Here is a 15,423-nt window from a genome sequence, read left to right as displayed (position 1 = left end):
GGCTGCCGACCGGGGCGCCGCTGGGGGAGCCTCTGCGGGCGCCGCTCGGGGAGCCGTTGGGGGAGCCGTCATGAGCGCCGGTACGAGTACGGCGCTCGGGGACGGCACGGTCGGTGTCGATGTGGGCGGTACGTGGCTCAGGGTGCGCACCGGCGACGTCACCGAGCGCCGCACCGCGCCGAGCCTGCTCAACCACCCGGGGCTGTCGACGTCCGAACTGACCGACCTGCTTCTCGACGAGCTGCTGCTCGTCGCGGAGCCGGGCGGACGGGTCGTGGTGTCGCTGGGCGCCGCCATGAACGACCTCACCTCGCGGGTCTACGGTTCGGCGCCGCTGTGGGGCGACGCACGGCTGCGCCGCGACCTGGTCGGAGAGCTGCGCCTGCGGCGTCCCGACACCGGCTGGTGTGTCCACAACGATGTGACCTGCGCGCTGGCGGACTTCGCCGCCTCGGTGGCGAACGAGGGCCACCGGCACGTCGGTTACCTCACCGTGAGCAGCGGCATCGCGCTGAAGGTGGCCGACCTGCCCGCTCGTCGCATCGTGGTCGACGGCAACGGCCTCCAGGGTGAGGTGGGGCATATGAAGACGCCGGTCCCGGCCGACGTCCCATACCTGCTCGGGCTGGACTGCGACTGCGGAGGCACCGGCCACCTCGCCTCCATCTCCGCCGGTCCCGCCATCCCGAGAGTGGCGAAGGCGCTGGGCATGAGCGGCTTCGAACCCGGCACGTTCGCGGCCAGGTTGTCGGCGAACGACCCGGAGGCCGCCGCGCTCCTGCGGGTGGTCACGTACCCCGTCGCCGAGATGATCCGCTGGCTCTGGGCGACGCAGCCGCTGCTCGACCTGCTGGGCATCGGTGGCGGCGTAGCCGAAGGGCTCACCGAGCACTTCGAGCACGCGCTCCATGAGCACCTCGAAGCGGAGACCAACTACTCCGACGCAGGTGGAGTACGCGGCCGGAGTGCGATACGGGTGCTGCGGCCCGGCGCGGTGGACCCGATCAGGGGCGCGGAGCGCATGGCCGACGGATTTCTCACCGTCGTCACATCCTGAACCCGACACCCGACACCCGACACCCCACACCCGACACTCGATCGAGGGAGCCCCGCACCCCATGGACCACATCGCGATCCAACGCGTCGGCGGCCACAGCGAGTTGGCGGCGCGAGCCACGCCGTCGCCGGGCCCGGGAGAGGTCCTGCTCGCCCCCGAGGCCGTCAGCCTCTGCGGCACCGACATCCAGATGCTGCGCGGCCTGCGGGACGACCCGTCCCCGGTCCTCGGCCACGAGGGCGCGTGCAGGGTGGTGGCCGTCGGGGCGGGCGTGACCCGCGTACGGAGCGGGGACCGTGTGGTGGTCAACCCGACGCATCCCGGGGACCCCTCGTTCCTGCTCGGCCACAATGTCGACGGGCTGTTCCAGCAGCGGGTGCGGATCGCCGAATCGGCGGTGTCGGCGGGCCTGTTGGTCCCGATCGGGCCCACGCTCGGCTCCGGCACGGCGACCCTGGTCGAACCGCTGGCCGTGGTGACGTACGCGGCGCAGTGCCTGGCGCGGTCGTCCCACGAGGAGTTGGTGATCGTCGGCGACGGGCTGATCGGCAATCTCGCCGCACTGCGGGCGGCGCTCTCCGGCGGCGTACGGGTGACACTCGTCCACGGCGGTGACGCGGGCCTCGACTGGTCGGCGAAGCACCTGGCGGGCCACGGCATCCGCCACGTCCGGGCCGACGAGCTGGAGACCCTGGCGGGCGAGGGGGAGGGCCGTCCGGTGGCCGTGCTGGTCGGGACGCACCGGGACCGTACGGTCGACGGCATCGATCTGGCGCGGGGGGCGTTCGGCGGGGCCGTACGCGCGATGCATGTGATCGGCGGGGTGTATCCGGACTCGGTGAGCCGGCACTTCCCCGGGATCGACCTCGCGGGCGTCCGCGCGGCGAACACCGGTGGCCCGCTTCCCCCGTACAGCGTGAGCTGGTCCGACGGCTCGGCGGCGGCTGTCCGGTTCACCGGCAACCGTGGGGTGACCGGACGGGCGCTGGCGGAGGCGGCGGGCGAACTGGAGCGGGCCGGGGGCCGGTACGACGTTCTCCTCACCCACCGGCGGTCGCTGGGGGACGGTGTCGATCTGATGAACCGGATGATCGCGACGCGCGGCCGGGTGGTGGACGACGAACTGGTGGTGCGGCTCGTCATCGACATGAACGAAGACCTGCTGAACGACCGCTGACCACACCACACCACACACACGGAGGAAGCACATGACACGACGAGTCGCCCTGGTGACAGGCGCCAGTTCGGGCATCGGGCGGGCCGCGGCGCTGGAACTGGGCCGGGCCGGATTCGATGTCGTGGTGGGTTACGGGAACAACAAGTCGGCGGCCCAGGAAGTCGTCGACGCGCTGACCGAGGGCGAGAGCGATGGAGAAGGCGTCCGCGCCTGGTCGGTCCAACTGCCCCTGGCCGTACCTGAGTCGGCGGTGGCCGCGCTGCGCGGGGCGATCGACGAGGCCGGCGGCGTGGACGTGTTCGTCAACAACGCCGGGGTGAACCGGCGCGCTTCCTTCCTGGACGAGACCCACGACGACTGGGCGCGGGTGCTGGCCGTCGACCTCACCAGCCCCTTCCTGCTGGCCCAGGAGGCGGCGCGCGCGATGGTACGGAGGGGACGCGGTGGCAGGATCATCAATGTGACGAGTGTGCACGAGCACATCCCGATCGCCGGAGGAAGCGCCTACTGCGCGGCGAAGAGCGCCCTGGGCATGCTCACCAAGACGATGGCTCTGGAGCTGGGTGTGCACGGCATCTCGGTGAACTCCGTGGCGCCGGGAGAGACCGTGACACCGATGAACGGCCATGCCGCGACGGTGGATCCCCGGTCCCTCGCACGGCCGGTCGTCCCGCTGGGAAGGCCCGGCGCCTCGGGTGAGGTCGCCGGGCTCATCCGCTATCTCGCGTCGGACGGCGCCGCCTACGCGACCGGCCAGTCGTTCGTGATCGACGGGGGTCTCTCGCTCATCGCCGCGGACGCCAATGTCCGCTCGGTGACCGAGGCGCGGCCCGAGAGGACAGCGATATAACGGCGGGTCAGCTCCAGCGACTCGATCTCCCGGGAAATGCGCTCGAATTCGCGATCGAGAGTGTCGTCCAACTCGTCACATATCCTGGACAGATCCATTCCTTCATGGATGCAGTCCATCAGGAGCTGAATGTTCTTCGTGCTGATTCCGCCGTCGAGCAGCAGCCGGATCAGCCGGATACGCGAGATGTCATTCGTCCGGTAGACGCGGTGACCTTGCTGGGTACGGCTCGGCTTCAGCAGACCCCGGCTCTCGTAATAGCGCAGCAGCCGCTCACTGACCCCCGTCCGGTCGACCATCTCACCGATGCGCAGGGTGCTCTCCGTGTCGCGGGGAACGGTGCGGGACAGGTGCTTCGACTCGGTCTCGTACGTGGTGGTTCTGGGCACGGGTCACGTCCAGGGGCAGCTCGTGGTGGCGAGAATGGTCCAGGTCGCTGATGTGAGCGTGGGCGGTGGGGGGCGCCGGCCCCGTCGGCGGCGCCCCGGAGAGCAGTCGATGTCCAGCGGAATGCATGATCTTCCCCCGATTGTCCGGCCAGGTATGCCGGTCTCCGGCCGTCTCCGGCCACCTCAGTTTCTAGCATGCGGATCGGGTCCCCGGAGGGCGTGTCCGACGGCCCCCACCGGGCGATCGCACATGCCCGTGGAATATTCGAATCGGAGTTTCCCTGGTGAACGGCTGCTCATCGTCCACGTCCTGGGGACGGTCTCGCCATTGAGACCTGTGGGGCGAGGGGCAATTCACAAGAACGTAATCCCACGCCTTGAGCACGGAAACGGATGTGGCCCTCGCCCGGGTTCTTCATCGCGCGCAATGGAACCTGGCATGGATAGCACAACGCACACATGTCGCTCCGTCAAGTCATGACCGGTGGCGGGGGCGGGGTGGTTGGCCGAAAAGGCAGCTTTTTGGCCGGAGGAGATGAGGTCCCCGCTGCGGGCCGCCGCCACGGGCGTCGGACGGGCCCGGGCGAGGTGCCGGAGCCCATGGGGCCGGGCCGATCGGGGGCGGACCGCCGCGGTGTTTCCGCCGGTCAATGCCCACGCGTTACAAAGGCGTTGCCGGAATGAACAATATTCAGCGCCGCCCGCCGCGACGGGAGATGCCCCCTAAGCTCCTTCCCGCGCATGTCAAGGAATGTGCGGCCCACGTCAGAGGAATGTCAAATCTCGCTTTCGGATGGGATCCCAGGCATTCTGGGAAGGCGGCCTGACCAGCCGCTCCAGTACAACGATCGGGACGGATCGAGCGACATCGGGGGAGAGCCGACAGATGCAGACGGGTGGCATAACGGGCCGAGTGCTCGGCCCGGTGGAACTGACGGGTCCGAAGGGGACGTTGTCTCCCAGCGCCGGAAAGCAACGGGTGCTGCTCGGCGGACTGCTGCTGCACAGCGGCCGTGTCGTACCCACCGACGAACTCATCGAGTGGCTGTGGGCACAGACCCCTCCTCCGACGGCGAAGGAGACGCTGTACGTCTACCTCATGCGCCTGCGCAACCTGATGAAGGAGCGGGTCGGGGAGACGGCCCGGCTGAGTACGGTGTCCGGCGGCTTCCGCCTCGACCTGTCTCCCGGAAGGGTGGACGTCGAGGCGTACCGCACGGCGGTGGCGCGGGCGCGCGAGGCGGAAAGGGCAGGCGACGCCGTCACCGCCGTCGCCGTGTTCCGCGCGGCCGAGGAGCTGTGGCGTGGCCCGGCGCTGGCCGACGTACCGTCGGAGCGCCTCCAGCGCAGGGAGGCCGCACGGCTCACAGAGGAGCACAGCCGGGCGGTGGAGGACCGTACGGACCTGGAGCTGTCCCTCGGCCTCCACGGCGACCTGCTCGGGGAGCTGCGCGCCCTGTCGGCGCGGCACCCGCTGCGGGAGCGCACCTGGGCCCAGTTGATGCGCGCCCTCCACCAGGACGGCCGGCAGGCGGAGGCGCTGGACTGTTACCAGCAGGCGCGCACGCTGCTGCTCGATGCCTGCGGTCTTGAGCCCGGCGAGGAGCTGCGCGCCGTCCAGCAGAACATCCTCAGGGGCGAGATGCCGTCGGTGGCCGGACGCGCGTCCCCCGGCTGCGCCCCGCCCGGCGAGATTTGGGTCACTCAGCGCCAACTCCCGCCGGACACGCCGGGGTTCGTCGGGCGGGCCGACGAGATCGAGGCCATCGAGCGGACCCTCGTACCGCCGCCGGATCACGCCCACCCAGGTATGGGCACCACCGGCACCGCGACCGCGACTGCCACCGCCACCGTGCCGCTCGTGCTGCTCTCCGGGGCCCCGGGCAGCGGCAAGACCGCCCTGGCCGTGCATGTGGCACACCGGCTGCACGAGCGGTTCCCCGACGGCCTCTGGTACGTGGACCTGGGGCCCCGGGCACCGGGCGGGCCGATCGCCGACCGGATCAGCGATCTGCTCAGGCTCTCCGGCCTGCCGCCCGCTTCCCCGCCCCTGACCCCGGAGGCCGCGGCGGTCGCGCTGCGGGCCCGGCTGGCGGGCCGGCGTGTGCTGCTGCTCGTGGACGGCGCCGCCGATCCGGGGCAGATACGGGCGCTGCTGCCGGACACCCCCGGCTGCGCGGTCCTGGTCACCGGCCGGACCGCGATCGCCGGACCGCCCGGCGCCCGTCACCTGCGCCTGGAGGCGCTCACCGACGAGGACGCCGAGCGGGCCTTCGCGTTGCTGACCAGACGCCGGTTCGAGGAGGACGCGGAGTTCGCGCGCCAGATCGCCGCGCTGTGCGGCAGGCCCGCCCTCGCCCCGCCCGCCGCCGGGTCCAAGGCCCGGCCCGACAGTGGCGAGGCGGCCGGTCCCGGTCAGGAACCGGTGCGTACGCCACCACCGAAGGACCGGCCGGGCACGACGGCCTGGTCGCTCGTACGGATGGCGCGCGCGCAGCTCGACCGGGGTGCGGTGACCGCCGCCGCCGAGTCCGCTGGCCGGGCGTGGCGGATCTTCGCCGAGGCCGGTGACCACGAGGGTTCCTCGGTGGTCTCCCAGCTCCTGCGCCGGGTCCATATGACCATCTGAACGCTTCGGAGCCCCCCTGCGCGGGAACAGCCATCCATGAGGCAGCCGACACGCTCCCGGTGAACATCCGTGCGCGACCGGCTCCGTACGGATGGACTGCCTCGGTACCGCCACGCCGTTCGCGCGACCCGGGCAGTGTCTGTCACCACACGGGCGCCGGAGGAAAGGTAGTGGGGCATGCGTGGAGCGCACGGAGAGCTGACACGGATGACCGGCCAGGTCCGCCGGTTCGATCGATTCCCGTCCGTGGACGCCGCGTTACGGGCGATCCACGGCGAGGCGGTGACCGGACGCGGGAGCGTCCGCCGGATCGGGGTGACGCGCGCGGGTGAGCCGCTGGAACTGGTCACTGTCGGCTCCGGCCCCAGGAACATCCTCGTTGTCGCCGGCCCGCACCCGAACGAACCCGTCGGCCTGCTGACGGCCTGGGAACTCGTACGCCTCGTCGGCGCGGCGATCCGTGCACAGGACCCGGCCGTCGCCCCGTTCACCTGGCATGTCCTGCCGTGCTGGGACCTCGACGGGGCCCGGCTCAACGAGGGCTGGTACGCCGGGCCGCCCGGCGTCGAGGCGTACCACCGGAACTTCTACCGGCCCGGACTCGCCGCCCAGCCGGAGTGGACCTTCCCTCTCGACGTGCCCGGGGGCCGCTTCGACCGGCCGCTGCCGGAGACCAGGGCCGTCATGGAGGTGATCGACACGCTGCGTCCGCTGGTGCTGTGTTCCCTGCACAACAGCGATGTGGGCGGCGCCTTCTCCATTATCGACCAGGACGATCCGACGCTCGCCGGGGAACTGGCGCGGATCCCGGCGGCTCACGGACTCCCGGTCGACGCCGTCTCCATGGACACCGTCGGCTGGCCCTGCTCGGCCCCCGGCGTGCACATCCTGCCCGGAGCCGGCGAACTGCACCCCGACACCGGGGCTCCCCGGAGTGCCCCGGGCCACGGCACCTGCAGCCTCCACTACGCCCAGCGGTACGGCACGCGGGGGGTCATCGCCGAGGTCCCCCGGTGGGAGGTGCGCAGACCGGCCGTGCCGTCCTCGCCCGAGGCGTGGGCGGTGGCGGTCGCCGGGCAGGCCGAACACCTGATGCGCGCGGTGGCGCCCGTCGAGGAGGCTCTCGGCGCCGCGCTACGGGCGGCGCCGGAGGGCCCTTTCGGGCCCGCCGTACAGGACACCATCCGTCTCGCCCGTGCTTCGGCGACCGTCTGGCGTACGAAGATCGGCCTCCCGCGGGACCCGGAGGCGGCCGAGGGGCTCTGGCACGCGGTGCACGACACGGCGAGGCTGCTGCCGCTGCGCACGCTCGGTATGTGGCAGCGCATGTTCCCCGACCCGTCCGACGTGCGTGCCGTCGCCGGCCCCGCCGGTGAGCACGACAGCGCGCTCCTCGCCCGCTCCACCGCGTACGCCCACCGGACCTTCGGCGCGCTGTGCGAGGCCTTCGACGCGGAGTGCCGCCCCACGGCGTATCCCCTCGGCTCGCTGGTCGCCGCTCAGCTCTCCGCCGTTCTCACGGCCTCGGCGATCGGTGATGGCGCCATCACGCCTTGTCGCCCTTCCTGACATCGACTTGACGTTTTATCAGGCTTGGCGCTAGGAGGCGCGCTAGGTCCCCCCTCATATCCTTGGATGTGCAGCTTCAAGGCTTTCACGGGGGGTTAAGCATGAAGTTCACATCGTCTTTCCTGAATTCATTCCTGGACCGGAACGAGGAATTCTCCGAGGGCACGAAGGAAAGCGGATCCGGTCGGATCGATTCCACCGTCCCGGTGGCTCCACAGGAATTCCCGCAGGTCGCCGGCGCCGAGCAGAGCCGGCAACTCGCCTACTGGAGCGAAACGCTCAGCGGTCTTCCCGAGCAGTTAACGCTTCCCTTCGACCGTCCGAGGACCCGGACCACGGAGAGTCGCGCCGACACCGTCCGGGTGCGGACAGCCGCTGAGACGCACGCGCGCCTCGCCGCGCTCGCCCGGAGCGCCGGTACGAGCACCTTCACCGCGTTCCACGCGGGCGTCGCCGCTCTGCTCAGCCGCCTCGGCGCCGGAACCGACCTGCCGGTCGGCGTCGCCGTCGACGGCCCCACGGCCGAGGCGGTCGTCCTGCGCACGGATGTCTCCGGCGACCCCACCTTCCGCGAACTCCTCGCCCGGGTCAGGGACACCGGCCGGGACGCGTACGCGCACCAGGACGTGCCGTTCGGCCGCCTCGTGGCGGTGCTCGCGCCCGACAGCCCCGGCACCTTCCACCCGCTCTTCCAGGTCGCGCTGGCGCACCGTTCCACCACCGGGGCGCCGGAAGGACCCTGGGCCCGGCACACGGACACCGGTGTCCCGGGTTGTGACCTGCTGTTCGAGGCGACCGAGCGCGAGGACGCCGACGGCCGCCCGGGCGGCGGCCTGGACATCGGCGTCGAGTTCAGCACGGACCTCTTCGAGCGCACCACGGCCGAGGCCCTCGCCGCTCGTCTCGAACGCCTGCTGCGAGCCGCGCTCGCCGACCCCGACACTCCCGTCAGCCGCCTGGACATCCTCAGCTCCGAGGAGCGGACCCTGCTCATCGAAGGGTTCAACGACACCGAGCGGGACCTCCCGGTGGTCACCCTGCCCGAACTGTTCGCGCGCCGGGTGGGCCGTGACCCCGCTGCGCCCGCCGTCATCTTCGCCGGCGGACAGCTCACCGCGGCCGAACTCGACGCCCGTTCCAGCCGGTTGGCGCACCACCTCGTCGCCCTCGGTGTCGTACCGGAGAGTCTGGTCGCCCTCGCGCTGCCGCGCTCGGTGGACCTGCCGGTGGCGGCGCTCGCGGTGTGGAAGGCGGGCGCCGGATACATCCCGGTGGACCCCGACTACCCGGCCGACCGCATCGCGTACATGCTCGACGACTCCCGCCCGGCGCTCATCCTGACGACCGGCGCGATCACCGGACGGATGCCGGGCTCGGCGCCCCGCGTCCTGCTCGACACCCTGGACCTCGGAGCCCTGCCGGACACCGCGCCCGAGGTGGCGCTGCTCCCCGCGCACCCGGCGTACGTCATCTACACGTCCGGTTCCACCGGCCGCCCCAAGGGGGTTGTCGTCTCCCACACCGGTGTGTCCAGCCTGACCGCCACCCACGAGGAGAAGTTCGGGATCGGCCCGGGCAGCAGGGTGCTCCAGTTCTCCTCGCCCAGCTTCGACGCCGCGTTCTGGGAGCTGACCATGGGCCTGCTCTCGGGCGCCGCCCTCGTCGTCTCCGACGCCGACAGCCTGCTCCCCGGCGACCCGCTGGCCGGGACCATCAAGCGGCACGGCGTCACCCATGTCATGCTGCCGCCCGCCGCGCTGGCCGCCCTGGAGCCCACGGACGACCTGCTGCCCGGCGGCACCGTCATCTCCGGCGGGGAGGCGCTCTCCGCCGCACTGGTCGGACGCTGGTCCCCGGGGCGCAGTGTGTTCAACGCCTACGGTCCCACCGAGTCGACCGTCGCCGTCTCCTTCAGTGACCGGCTCACCGACTCGACCACGGCCCCGCCCATCGGCAGCCCGGTCGCCAACACCCGTCTGTACGTGCTCGACGAGCACCTCCAGCCGGTCCCCATCGGTGTGCCCGGCGAGCTGTACGCGGCCGGCCGGGGCCTGGCGCGCGGCTACCTCAACCGGCCCGCCCTCACCGACGAGCGCTTCATCTCCGACCCGTTCGGCGCCCCGGGCGAGCGTATGTACCGGACCGGCGACATCGCACGCCGGCGCCCCGACGGGCAGCTCCACCACCTCGGGCGCGCCGACGACCAGGTCAAGATACGCGGCTTCCGCATCGAACTCGGTGAGATCGAGGCGGCCCTCATCCGCCACGAGGACGTACGCCAAGCGGTCGTCGCCGTCCACGAGGCCCAGGGCCTCAAGCAACTCGTCGGGTACGCGGTGCCGAGCACCGGCCGGTCCCTCGACCCGGCGCACCTGCGGGCCCGGGTGGCTCAGGCGCTGCCCGGCCATATGGTCCCGGCCGCGGTCCTGGTGCTGGACACGCTGCCCCTGACCCCGAACGGCAAGGTCGACCGACGGGCCCTGCCCGCGCCCGACTTCGGCGCCGCGACCACCGGGCGTACGCCTCGCACACCCCGCGAGGAGATCATCGCCGGGCTCTTCGCCGAAGTGCTGGGCCTGCCCGCCGTATCCATCGACGACAGCTTCTTCGACCTCGGCGGACACTCCCTCCTCGCGACCCGGCTCACCAGCCGTGTGGGCACCACCCTCTCCACCGAGATCACCATCCGCGATCTCTTCAACCACCCCACCGTCGCCCGGCTCACCGAACTGGTGGAGTCCGGCGACTCGCAGGACCCCTTCGAGGTCCTGCTGCCGCTCCGGCCGACGGGGGAGCGGCCGCCCCTGTTCTGCATCCACCCGGGGTTCGGATTCGGCTGGCCCTACTCGGCGTTGCTGAGCGTCACGGGCAACGACCAGCCCCTGTACGCCGTCCAGGCCCGCAGCCTCAGCACACCGGGGCTGCGCCCGCCGAGTGTGGAGCACATGGCGCGGGACTACGTCGAGCAGATACGTACGGTGCAGCCGACCGGTCCGTACCACCTCCTCGGCTGGTCCTTCGGCGGCACGGTGGTCCACGCGATGGCCGTGGAGCTGCAACGGCAGGGCGAGGAGGTCGCCTTCCTCACCATTCTCGACACCTATCCAGGTGACGAGTACGACTTCGGGACCGAGCGGGTGGCGGAGAATCTGGCCCTCGCGCGCCTCCTGGCGGACCTCGGCTACGAGGTGGGGGAGGCGGATCTGGCCTCCCTCGACCGCGACCGGTTCGCCGAGATCATCCACGACCAGGTCGAGTCGGTGCGGTTCATGGGCGTCGAGCGGGTCAGGCACCTGGCGGACACCTGGGTCAACAACGTCGAGTTGGTGCGGGTGTTCCGGCCCGGCACGTTCAAGGGCGACGTCGTGCTCTTCACCGCCGCCGAAGGGCGTACGGACTCCTCGCCCAGCCGCGACAGTTGGGACCCGTACGTCGACGGCCAGGTCCGCAAGATCGATGTCGCCTGCGCACACCGGGACATGATGCGTGCCGGGCCCGCCGCCGAGATCGGCCGTGTCATCGCCGCCGAGCTGGCGCCCCGGCCCGCCTGAGGCCCGGCGGTTCCTCGTTCCCGTACCACGCGGTACTCCCCCACAGTGAAGGAACACCGAGAGACCATGCCGAACCCCGATTCCATGGTGAATCCCACCCGAGATCCCGGCGGGACGAGCCCGCACGCGCCCGAGGAGGGAGCCTCCCCCCGGCGGTGGATCGTCCTGGCCGTGCTGTGCCTCGTCGTCACCGTGGTGGAGGTGGACGCGACCGTCGTCAACATCGCGCTGCCGTCCCTCGCGGTGGACCTCTCGGCCTCCAGCAGCGACCTGGCCTGGATCAACGACTCGTACATCCTGACCTTCGCCGCCCTGATGCTCATAGGCGGCCGGCTGGGCGACCAACTCGGCCACAAAAGGCTGCTGATGGGCAGCCTGACGCTCTTCGGCATCGCCTCGGCGCTGTGCATGCTGGCGACCGGCACCGGGCAACTGGTCGCGTGGCGCGCGCTGCTCGGTGTGGGCGGAGCGGGCATTCTGCCCGCTTCGCTCGCGCTGGTCACAGTCAGCTTCCCCAAGGGCGAGCGGGGCAAGGCGATCGGCATCCTCAGCGCCATGACCGTCCTTGGGCTGCCGCTCGGGCCGGTACTCGGCGGCTATCTGCTCAACCACTTCTGGTGGGGTTCGGTCTTCCTGATCAACATCCCGCTGGTGGTCGTCACACTGATCTGCGGGCAGCTCTTCATCAGGCACCAGCGGCCCGAGCCGGCCGGCCGGGGGCTGGACCTGCCGGGTGTCGTGCTCTCCACACTCGGTACGGGCGGCCTGCTGTTCGCCGTGATCGAGGGACCGCACCGGGGCTGGACATCGCCGATCACACTGGGCGCGGGTGTGCTGGGCATCGTGCTGCTCGTGGTCTTCATCCAGTCCCAACGGCGGGTCCGGGCTCCGGTGTTCGACCTCCGGCTGCTGCGGAAGCGGCTGTTCGTGCTGGGGTCGCTCGCGACCTCGCTGAGTTTCTTCGTCTTCAGCGGCATCATGTTCGTCCTGACCCAGTACCTCCAGGGCGTGCTGGGCTACCAGCCGCTCGACGCCGGCCTCGGACTCGTACCGCTGGCCGTGCTGTTCACGGCGTCCAGTGTGATCGCGGGACCCGTGGCCGCCAAGCTGGGCAGCCGGGGAGTGATCGCGCTCGGCCTCGCGTTCGTCGGTGCCGGCATGCTGACACTCCTCGGTGCCGACGCCTCGTCGTCGTACACCGTCATCGGCGTCAGCCTCGGACTCATCGGATTCGGCGCCGGGCTCAACGTCGGGCAGGCCATCGCCGTGAGCCTGAGCGAGATCCCCATGGAGCTGGCCGGGGTGGCGAGCGGGGCGAGCCACTGGGTGCGGCAGAGCGCGGGCGCGCTCGGCATCGGCCTGCTGGGCAGTGTGCTCGCCTCGGTGTACGCGAGCGGGCTCCGGCCCCATCTGGGCGAGCTGTCCGGCGCCGAGGCGCAGCGGGCGACCGACTCCGTCGGCGCGGTCGGCCGTACGGCGGCCTCGCTCGGGACCGACAAGGCAGCCGAACTCGTACGGGCGGCCGGGGCCGCGTTCGTCGACGGCATGCACACCGCCATGGTCGTCGGCGCGGTGCTGAGCTTCGCCAGCGCCGTACTGGTCTTCGCCCTGCTCCCCAAGGGAAATCTGGCCCGGGGCGCCGAAGAGGGCGTCTGAACCCCACGGTCGCGCATAACGGTTGCTGCTCGGGGCGAGAAGATCTGGCTATTGGACAGGTGATCGAAATCTGTGCTGCCATTGATATCACCTGTGCGCGATCCCTGCCGTAGTCAACTCTGCCTATATCAAGGAGATTTCGGATGGAAAGTGTCGAGACGACGGAAGAGATGCACAGCCTCTTCAACAGAACTGCCGAGGTGTACGACCAGAGTGGCGTCGCGTTCTTTGTCCCGATCGGTCAACGGCTCGTCCACATCGCGGGTCTGACTCCCGGCGATTCCGTTCTGGATGTCGGATGCGGCCGTGGCGCGGCGCTCTTCTCGGCCGCCGAGACCGTCGGTGAGAAGGGTGAGGTCGTCGGCATCGACATCTCGGAGGAGATGGCGAAGTACGCCGCACAGGCCGCCGGGGCCCGTGGCCTGTCCCAGGTGTCCGTCTCCGTGATGAACGGACAGGCCCCGGAGTTCCCGGCGGGCAGGTTCGACGCGGTGGTCGGCAGTCTCAGTCTTTTCATCTGGACCCGCGAGGCTTCGGACCTCAGCCCCTACCTGACACTCCTGCGGCCCGGAGGCACATTCGCGCTCAGCGCCCCTTCCTTCTTCCCGACCGCCGAGGGCCGCTGGGGGCTCCTGCCTTCGAGCGTCCACGACCTGCTCATTCCGTATATGACACGGCAGGGAAAGAGCGAAGGGCCTGACTATCCCTTCGCGAATTACGCGGACAACTGGCTGGTGACACCGGAATCGATCGAAAAGACCCTGACCGGGGCCGGATTCACCGATGTGGTGGCCCGTGAGGAGATATTCCCGCTGGTGGCCGAGTCGGGTGCGCAGTGGGTCGAGTGGACCCGGACAACCGGGATGCGCAGGTTGTGGGAGCGCATCGAGCAGGCGGACGGCGACGGGGTCGCGCGGGAAGTGGCCCGGCGGCTGGACGCGCTGAAGAGCGAGAAGGGAACGATCACCACGCCGGTACCTGTCATGTACATCAGTGCGAGTGCGCCGGTGGCCTGACCGGCAGACCGGAATGGTTCGGCGCCATGGAACACGGGGGAAACAGAAATGGCGGCAGAAAAAGTTGACGACGTGCTTGTCTCCTCACGGGAGACGGAACTCGCCCACATCGAGCGGTCATGGGAGAGAGGTGCGGGCGCTCTCCTGACCGGTGCGCCCGGCGTCGGCAGGACCACGCTCCTGGACGCGGCCCTGGCCCGGGCGGAGCGGCGCGGCGCGAAGGTCGTACGGCTCGGAGATCCGACCGCGCTCGCACCGGTGCTCCCGCTCCAGCACAGCCGGGTGCCGGCGCAGCGCGCCGCGCCGCGCGGTGAGCCTTTCCCGTTACGTCCGGGCGGAGGCGAGGACAGACCGGTGATCGGGGTCGACGACATTCATCTCATCGGCCCTCGCGCGCTGGAACAGGTCCACCGGCTCGCCGGCAGCGGCCGGGCCGTTCTGGTGGCCACCGCTTCGTCCGTGGCGCCGCTGCCCGACGGCGTACGGCACCTGCTGCTGAGGCAGTCGCTGCGGCGGATCGAGGTCGGCGCCTTCGACAGATCGGGCTCGGTCAAGGTCCTGACGGCCCGGCTCGGGGGAGCCGTCGCCGCGGGCACTGCCGAGAAGTTCTGGGACCTCGCCCGGGGAAATGCCCGCGCCTTGCGGGAGTTGACGGATTCCGCGCTGGAGGACGGCACGCTGCGCAAGGTACGGGGAAGGTGGCAGTGGCCCGGGCTGGGCGGGACGCCCGACGGCCGTCTCGTCGCGCTGAGCGAGCTCTTCCTCGGCCCGCTGAGCGCGGAGGAGAGGGAACTCGTCAGCATGCTCGCCGTCGCGGGATCCTTCGAGGCCGGGCTGGACTTCGCCGCCGAACTCGGCGTCGCCGCTGAGTCGTTGAACCAGCGGGGGGTCGTCGTGGCCGAACGCCGCGGCTTCGGTCTGCTGTTGCGGCTGGCGCACCCCTTGTGCGCGGCTGTCCTGCGCGGGACGCTGCCCGAACTGACCACCCGCCGACTCCGGTTGGTGATCGCCGAGGGGCTGGAACACGCCGGGGTACGGAGCGCAGACGACGCGGCGCGTATCTCCCGGCTCCGGCTGGGGTCCGGCTGGATACCGGAAGCCGCGCAGGCCAGCGAGGCAGCGGAAGGCGCGCTGCGCTGCCAGGACTTCGCCCTCGCCGAGGACCTGTGCCGCGCCGTTCTGCCGCCCGGTGGCGCTCCCGATACGGACCTGGCCGTGCTGCTGGCCGGCTCACTGGCCGGGCAGCGCCGGCATGGCGAGGCGGAAGCCCTCTACGCCGAGGCGGCGGAGCCGGTCACGGGCCGGGCGGCGCCCTCGGGGCTGGTCGGGGCGCGGGCACTGAACATGGCGTTCGGCCTGGGGCGTCCGGTGGACGCCGAGGCACTGGTGGACGTCGCGGCGGCCGGGACACCGGGGGACGGCGGCGCGCTCGCGGGCGCGCGGTCCGTCCTGCGGCTCGTGGCCGACCGGATCGGCGAGTTGTGCTCCGCCCCGGAGCCCGCCCTGGGGCCCGGGCCGTTCGCCTCCGG

10 protein-coding genes are annotated in these 15,423 nt (G+C 71.1%); 9 read left to right on the top strand and 1 reads right to left on the bottom strand.

The annotated features are described in order from the left end of the window. Positions 1-70 precede the first annotated feature (70 nt). From QR77_RS46690 to QR77_RS16410, 3 genes are all read left to right on the top strand, one after another. A complete protein-coding gene (locus tag QR77_RS46690) occupies positions 71-1,057 on the top strand; it encodes an ROK family protein (protein ID WP_052488820.1) in 987 nt (328 codons plus the stop codon). 61 nt (positions 1,058-1,118) lie between these two features. Then, entirely contained in the window at positions 1,119-2,234 is a 1,116-nt protein-coding gene (locus QR77_RS16415) for an alcohol dehydrogenase catalytic domain-containing protein (protein WP_040022534.1), read from the top strand. A 31-nt stretch (positions 2,235-2,265) separates the two neighbouring features. Continuing rightward, complete coding sequence (locus tag QR77_RS16410) at positions 2,266-3,084, top strand: SDR family oxidoreductase (RefSeq protein WP_040022533.1); 819 nt, start codon at positions 2,266-2,268, stop codon at positions 3,082-3,084. Here the strand turns inward: QR77_RS16410 and QR77_RS16405 are convergent. Then, on the bottom strand, positions 2,976-3,473 hold the full coding sequence (locus tag QR77_RS16405) for a MerR family transcriptional regulator (protein WP_040022532.1): 498 nt from the start codon (positions 3,471-3,473) through the stop codon (positions 2,976-2,978). The genes QR77_RS16410 and QR77_RS16405 overlap by 109 nt on opposite strands. An 886-nt stretch (positions 3,474-4,359) precedes the next feature. Here QR77_RS16405 and QR77_RS16400 point away from each other — a divergent pair. From QR77_RS16400 to QR77_RS46685, 6 genes are all read left to right on the top strand, one after another. Beyond that, on the top strand, positions 4,360-6,102 hold the full coding sequence (locus tag QR77_RS16400; protein ID WP_160310919.1) for a BTAD domain-containing putative transcriptional regulator: 1,743 nt from the start codon (positions 4,360-4,362) through the stop codon (positions 6,100-6,102). 177 nt (positions 6,103-6,279) lie between these two features. Next, positions 6,280-7,671, top strand: coding sequence for a murein peptide amidase A (locus QR77_RS42205; RefSeq protein WP_150130392.1), 1,392 nt, complete (start codon positions 6,280-6,282; stop codon positions 7,669-7,671). A 101-nt stretch (positions 7,672-7,772) separates the two neighbouring features. Then, positions 7,773-11,222 carry a non-ribosomal peptide synthetase gene (locus tag QR77_RS16390; RefSeq protein WP_052488817.1) on the top strand — a complete coding sequence of 1,150 codons (3,450 nt, stop codon included), beginning with the start codon at positions 7,773-7,775 and terminating at the stop codon, positions 11,220-11,222. A 66-nt stretch (positions 11,223-11,288) separates the two neighbouring features. Continuing rightward, positions 11,289-12,878, top strand: coding sequence for an MFS transporter (locus QR77_RS16385; protein ID WP_052488816.1), 1,590 nt, complete (start codon positions 11,289-11,291; stop codon positions 12,876-12,878). A gap of 143 nt (positions 12,879-13,021) precedes the next feature. Next, positions 13,022-13,894, top strand: coding sequence for a class I SAM-dependent methyltransferase (locus tag QR77_RS16380; protein ID WP_040022531.1), 873 nt, complete (start codon positions 13,022-13,024; stop codon positions 13,892-13,894). Positions 13,895-13,942: 48 nt separating this feature from the next. Beyond that, positions 13,943-15,423 (top strand): ATP-binding protein (locus QR77_RS46685; RefSeq protein WP_160310918.1); only part of this gene is annotated, 1,481 nt, incomplete at its 3' end.

Source organism: Streptomyces sp. 150FB (assembly GCF_000818195.1).
In the GTDB taxonomy this organism is placed as follows: domain Bacteria; phylum Actinomycetota; class Actinomycetes; order Streptomycetales; family Streptomycetaceae; genus Streptomyces.
The sequence above is the reverse complement of the archived record's forward strand: the minus strand, read 5'-3'. Positions and strand labels throughout refer to the sequence as shown.